The organism is Kordia sp. (assembly GCF_050633145.1).
In the GTDB taxonomy this organism is placed as follows: Bacteria; Bacteroidota; Bacteroidia; order Flavobacteriales; family Flavobacteriaceae; genus Kordia.
Genome location: NZ_JBOEFY010000011.1, coordinates 72,422 through 78,421, shown reverse-complemented (window position 1 = coordinate 78,421; position 6,000 = coordinate 72,422). Strand labels below are relative to the sequence as shown.

7 protein-coding genes are annotated in these 6,000 nt (G+C 35.0%); 6 read left to right on the top strand and 1 reads right to left on the bottom strand.

All coding sequences use genetic code 11. The annotated features are described in order from the left end of the window. Window positions 1-51 precede the first annotated feature (51 nt). The gene (locus ACRBBL_RS06070; RefSeq protein ID WP_431368131.1) at window positions 52-1,680 is read right to left on the bottom strand and encodes an acyl-CoA carboxylase subunit beta; all 1,629 of its coding nucleotides are present in this window, start codon (window positions 1,678-1,680) and stop codon (window positions 52-54) included. A gap of 168 nt (window positions 1,681-1,848) precedes the next feature. Between ACRBBL_RS06070 and ACRBBL_RS06065 the strand changes: the two genes are divergently transcribed. From ACRBBL_RS06065 to ACRBBL_RS06040, 6 genes are all read left to right on the top strand, one after another. Then, window positions 1,849-2,208: a DoxX family protein gene (locus ACRBBL_RS06065; protein ID WP_431368130.1), complete on the top strand. Its 360-nt coding sequence runs from the start codon at window positions 1,849-1,851 to the stop codon at window positions 2,206-2,208. Window positions 2,209-2,235: 27 nt separating this feature from the next. Then, a complete protein-coding gene (locus ACRBBL_RS06060) occupies window positions 2,236-2,772 on the top strand; it encodes an NADPH-dependent FMN reductase (protein ID WP_431368129.1) in 537 nt (178 codons plus the stop codon). 50 nt (window positions 2,773-2,822) lie between these two features. Next, complete coding sequence (locus tag ACRBBL_RS06055; protein WP_431368128.1) at window positions 2,823-3,251, top strand: (4Fe-4S)-binding protein; 429 nt, start codon at window positions 2,823-2,825, stop codon at window positions 3,249-3,251. A gap of 31 nt (window positions 3,252-3,282) precedes the next feature. After that, window positions 3,283-3,723, top strand: coding sequence for a MarR family winged helix-turn-helix transcriptional regulator (locus ACRBBL_RS06050; protein WP_431368127.1), 441 nt, complete (start codon window positions 3,283-3,285; stop codon window positions 3,721-3,723). Between the two features lie 203 nt (window positions 3,724-3,926). Beyond that, window positions 3,927-4,784 (top strand): pirin family protein, encoded by an 858-nt coding sequence (locus ACRBBL_RS06045; protein WP_431368126.1) that lies wholly within the window; start codon window positions 3,927-3,929, stop codon window positions 4,782-4,784. Window positions 4,785-5,232: 448 nt separating this feature from the next. Then, window positions 5,233-5,949, top strand: a complete 717-nt coding sequence (locus ACRBBL_RS06040; protein ID WP_431368125.1) for a pirin family protein — start codon at window positions 5,233-5,235, stop codon at window positions 5,947-5,949. Window positions 5,950-6,000 lie beyond the last annotated feature (51 nt).

The window sequence follows — 6,000 nt, the reverse complement described above, 5'->3', positions numbered from 1 at the left end:
AAAAGTGAAACGTTCTAAAAGCGCAGCGATCTAAAAGCAAAGCAAATCTAACTAAACCTGAATCACACCCAAGTTAAACGGTTTCTCAATTGGTGCTTGATTGGCTGCTTCAATTCCCATAGAAACCCAAGTTCGTGTATCTAATGGATTAATAATAGCATCTGTCCACAAACGAGCAGCAGCATAATAGGGAGAAATCTGTTTGTCGTAACGAGACTTTATTTTACTAAATAATTCTTCTTCCTTTTCTTTAGTAATTTCTTCTCCTTGCTTCTTTAAAGAAGCTTTCTCAATTTGTAACAATACCTTTGCGGCAGAATTTCCACTCATCACGGCAAGTTCAGCACTTGGCCAAGCGGCAATCAATCTTGGATCATACGCTTTTCCGCACATTGCATAATTTCCTGCTCCGTACGAATTTCCAATAACAATGGTAAACTTAGGAACAACACTATTACTCACAGCATTCACCATTTTGGCACCATCTTTAATAATTCCGCCATGTTCCGATTTACTTCCTACCATAAATCCTGTTACATCTTGTAAAAAAACCAACGGAATTTTCTTTTGGTTACAGTTGGCAATAAATCGTGTCGCTTTATCAGCGGAATCAGAATAAATTACACCACCAAACTGCATTTCACCTTTCTTAGTCTTTACCAACTTACGCTGATTGGCTACAATTCCAACTGCCCAACCATCAATTCTAGCATACGCAGTAATAATACTTTTTCCGTATCCTGCTTTATATTCATCAAATTCAGAACCATCAACCAAACGCTTGATGATTTCTTTCATGTCATACTGTTCATGACGTGCCTTAGGAAGAATTCCGAAAATATCATCTGGATTTTCAGTCGGTTTTACTGCTTTCACACGATTGTAACCTGTAGGTGTATAATCACCAATCTTGCTCACAATATTTTGAATTGTAGTCAGTGCATCTTTATCATCTTTCGATTTATAATCAGTCACACCAGAAATTTCACAATGTGTAGTTGCGCCTCCTAAAGTTTCATTATCAATACTTTCACCAATAGCAGCTTTTACCAAGTAACTTCCCGCAAGGAAAATACTTCCAGTTTTATCTACAATCAGTGCTTCATCACTCATAATTGGTAAATACGCACCACCAGCCACACAACTTCCCATTACGGCAGCTATTTGCGTAATTCCCATACTGCTCATCACAGCATTATTTCTAAAAATACGTCCAAAATGTTCTTTATCAGGGAAAATTTCATCTTGCATTGGTAAATACACACCAGCACTATCCACCAAATAAATAATTGGCAATCTATTTTCAATAGAAATTTCTTGAGCGCGTAAGTTCTTCTTAGCGGTAATAGGGAACCAAGCGCCAGCTTTTACAGTCGCATCGTTTGCAACAACAATACACTGTTTTCCTTTTACATATCCAATTTTTACCACAACACCTCCAGAAGGACAACCGCCGTGTTCCTCATACATTTCATCTCCAACAAAAGCGCCAATTTCAATCGAAGGTTTTTTAGTATCTAGCAGAAAATCAATACGTTCACGAGCCGTCATTTTTCCTTTGCTGTGAAGTTTATCAATGCGTTTCTGTCCGCCACCTAAAGCTACTTTTGCCAGGCGTTGACGTAAATCTGATGCTAAAAGTCTGTTGTGATCTTCGTTTTTATTGAAGTTAATGTCCATGGTTGTAAAATTTTCCAGCGCTAAAATACGAAACAAATACGGCTATTAAAAGGAACCAAGTTTGAAAGTTTTCTTAAAAATTAACATATTTATTTTACACGGAAATAGTTTCCTTGGAAAATAAATATTTTTTTCATAGCTTTGTAAAGAATTTAAAAACTAACAGACATGAAAACTCAAAAGATAATTTATTACGTAATAACAGGATTGTTTACAGCATTAATGTTATTTTCGGCAGGAATGTATTTCTTTAAGAATGCAGATATAGTAAAAGGATTTACTAATTTTGGATACCCAACATATATTATTTATCCATTAGGAATTGCCAAAATTTTAGGACTCATTACAATTTGGCAAACCAAATACAAAACCATAAAAGAGTGGGCGTACGCAGGTTTCTTTTTTAATGTGATATTAGCATTTTTTGCACATTATATGATAGGAGACGGAGAACAAAGAGGCGCAATAATGGCATTGGTACTTTTACTAGGGTCTTATTATTTTGGTAAGAAAAGCGCAAGTATTTAATAAAACAACAAAACAAAATAAATAAACATGAAAACAATAATAGCATTTGCAGGAAGTGACAGTAAAACATCTATAAATAAACAATTAGCTGCGTATACAGCTGGTTTAGTTGCTGATGCAGAAGTAAAAGTTTTAGACTTAAACGATTACGAATTACCGTTATACGGAATTGATAGAGAAATGGAAAGTGGAATTCCAGAGAATGCACACAAATTCTTAAAAGAAATTCAAGCGTCAGACGGAATTGTATTGTCCTTAGCAGAACACAATGGAGCGTATGCAACTGTATTTAAAAACATCTTTGATTGGATGTCTCGAATTGACGGAAAATTATGGTCAAACAAACCAATGTTATTAATGGCGACATCGCCAGGAGGTCGTGGCGGACAAACAGCTTTAGATATTGCCAAGGGAAGATTCCCATACATGGGCGCAAATATTATTGCAGACTTTTCATTGCCATCTTTTGGAGATAACTTTTCAAAAGAAGGAATTAAAGATGCAGCATTAGCACAAAAGTTGGAAGAAGCTGTATTTGTTTTTTCAAAAGCAGTTTTTGAATAAGATCTTTAGTATCTTTAAGAAACATTTATTAATACTGTAAAATCATAATTATGGAAAAAAAAGAAATCATCAAAGAATATAGTAATGAAGATATTACAGTAGTATGGAAACCAAGGTCATGTATTCATTCTAAAAAATGCTGGAAAGAGTTACTTCAAGTATTTGATCCAAGGAAAAAACCTTGGGTAAACATGGAAGGCGCTACTACAGCAGAAATAAAAACACAAATAGAAGCATGTCCATCTGGCGCATTATCATACAGAAGTAATAAAGCTGGAGACCAAGAAGAAGTACATCTTGAAACAAAAGTTGAAGCCTTAGAAAATGGTCCACTATTAGTATATGGAACATTAAATATTACAAATTCTGATGGATCAACTGATAAGCGAAACAAGACAACTGCATTTTGTAGATGTGGTGCTTCTCAAAACAAACCATACTGTGATGGTGCTCACGTTCAAGCTGGTTTCAAAGGATGATTTAAAATAAGAATTACTGATAAATTAATACATGGGAGATCTTTCTAAAGACATACAATCAACATTTCCATCAGAAAAGGTGAAAGCTTTTATCAATATAAAATATACAGCAAATTGGCTAAGTAGTATAGAAAACGAATTCTTCAAACCATTCGGAATCTCACCGCAACAATTCAATATCTTACGAATATTGAGAGGCGCAGGAAAGGCAATTAAAGTTCAGGAAATTAAGGATAGAATGATTGAAAGAGCGCCCAATGCCACACGATTGATGGACAAGTTATGCAGTAAGAATCTCATAGAACGCATCAGATGTCCAGAAGATAGAAGAGTAGTTCACATTGCAATTACAAATGAAGGATTGAACTTATTAAACGACATTGACAAGCTAGGAAATAAAAATAAAATTCTCGACAAATTAACGGAGGAAGAAGCGAAGCAATTAAGCAACCTTTTGGATAAAGTCCGTTAACAGAGCAATACCAAAAAATAGACTATAAATAGACTATAAATAGATAGTCTATTTTTTAAAAGCATTTATTTTCCATGGAAAATAAATTAAACAAAAGGAAAGAAAGAATAATATCATTTAATGAGCATTACAAAAATTTTTGTCTCAATCTATATGATGATTAACGAATTCTATCTGACCGAATTAATAAAATATAATTACAGATGAAAACACTACGAAGCATAGCATACAAAGGAACAAGTGACTATGTAAATATGGGCGGAAACTTAATCCGTCAACCATTACCAACACAAGAACTCGATCAAGTAGATCCGTTCTTATTATTGCATCATTACAAATATGATGTCGGACCGTACAGTCCAGGATTATCATTATCGCCGCATCCACATCGCGGATTCGAACCTGTAACGTTTATCTTTAAAGGAGAACAATTACACAGAGATTCACTCGGAAACGAAGGAGTTTTAAACGCAGGAGACGTACAATGGATGACTGCAGGTAGCGGAATTGTTCATGATGAAGGACCAAGCAAAGAATTTGTCGGAACTATGGAAGGAATTCAACTTTGGGTAAATCTTCCAAAAAAGTTCAAAATGACAACGCCAAAATACCAAGATGTGAAGGCTGAGAAAATGCCTTTAATACCTATAGAAAACGATAAAGGAAGTATAAAAATTGTCGCAGGAGAACTCAATGGACAAACTGGACCAACAAGCACATTTACAGAAATTAATGCGTTTGTTGTTAACATAGAAGCTAATGGAAAAACGACAATTCCAATTCCGAAGCATCACGAATTATTAGTGTACTTGCTAGAAGGAGAAACTAGAATCAACGATGCACAGACGCTAAAAGATGGAAAATTGCAAATGCTTACATTCCATAAAGACGGCGAAACTATTGAGCTAGAAGCCAACAAAAACAGTACATTATTAATCCTTTCGGGCGAACCAATAGAGGAAGAAGTAACTTCTTGGGGACCGTATGTAATGAACACGCAAACTGAAATCATGGAAGCTATGCGTGACTTTCAACAAGGGAAAATGGGACATCTTTATTAGGTATTAGGTATTAGGTGTTAGTAGTGGGTATTGAGACGCTTCAAAGCGCGGTCTGAGGCTCTCGAAAACCAAATCAACACGTCACTTCGAGTGAAATTTTAGCATAAAATTTAGTATCGAGAAGTACTTTGAAAACTGAGCAACAATTAATATAAAAATAATTTGGGCGTAACTCCCGAGAAAATCGGGAGTCGCGCTTTCAAGAGTCGCTCTCTACGAGGAGCTCCAACAAATCTCTCAATCGCTTACGCAGTTCAAAAAGTATTGAGATGTTAGAATAGAGTATTGAGAAGTTTCATAATACATTCAAAACTCCAAAGCAAACAAAAAACGAAGTTGAAAAGTTTATAAGTTTAGCAGTTTACACTAGGAAATAAACAGGAAGTAAAAAACTTAACAAACAACAAACAACAAACAACAAACAACAAACAACAAACAACAAACAACAATGAAAACATCACTTCACAAAGCAAATACAAGAGGAAAAGCAGATCACGGATGGCTAAAAAGTCATCACAGTTTTAGTTTTGCTAGTTACCACAATCCACAACGAATGGGATTCGGGAAACTCAGAGTCTTAAATGACGATATTGTACAACCAAAAATGGGCTTCGGAACACATCCGCATCAAAACATGGAAATCATTTCCATTCCGTTAAGTGGTGCATTAACTCATAAAGATAGTATGGACAACAAAAGAGCCATTACTACGGGAGAAGTACAAGTAATGTCCGCAGGAACTGGATTGCAACATTCCGAATTCAATGATAGTAAAACTGATGAAGTGAAGTTTTTACAACTTTGGATTCAACCAGAAGAGTACAATGTAGCACCACGTTACGAGCAGAAAGAATTCGATCAACAAAACAGCGAAAATAAATTTCAAACAGTTGTTGCACCAAAAGATAATATCATCAATGATGCACTTTGGATTCATCAACAAGCATACATTTCAATAGGTAATTTTGATGCGCAGCAAACTATCAATTTCAAACTCCAAGATGCTTCACACGGAATTTATGTATTCTTATTAGAAGGAGAAATTGCAATTGGTAATGAAACTTTAATTGACAAGGATGCTTTAGGTATTTGGGAAACGGAAACGGTAACAATCAACATTCATAAAGACTCAAAAATTTTAATCGTTGAGGTTCCAATGAATTAATAAAAGCTATTCTTAGGATTAAAATAGTACATACTTCAAGTTATAGATAAT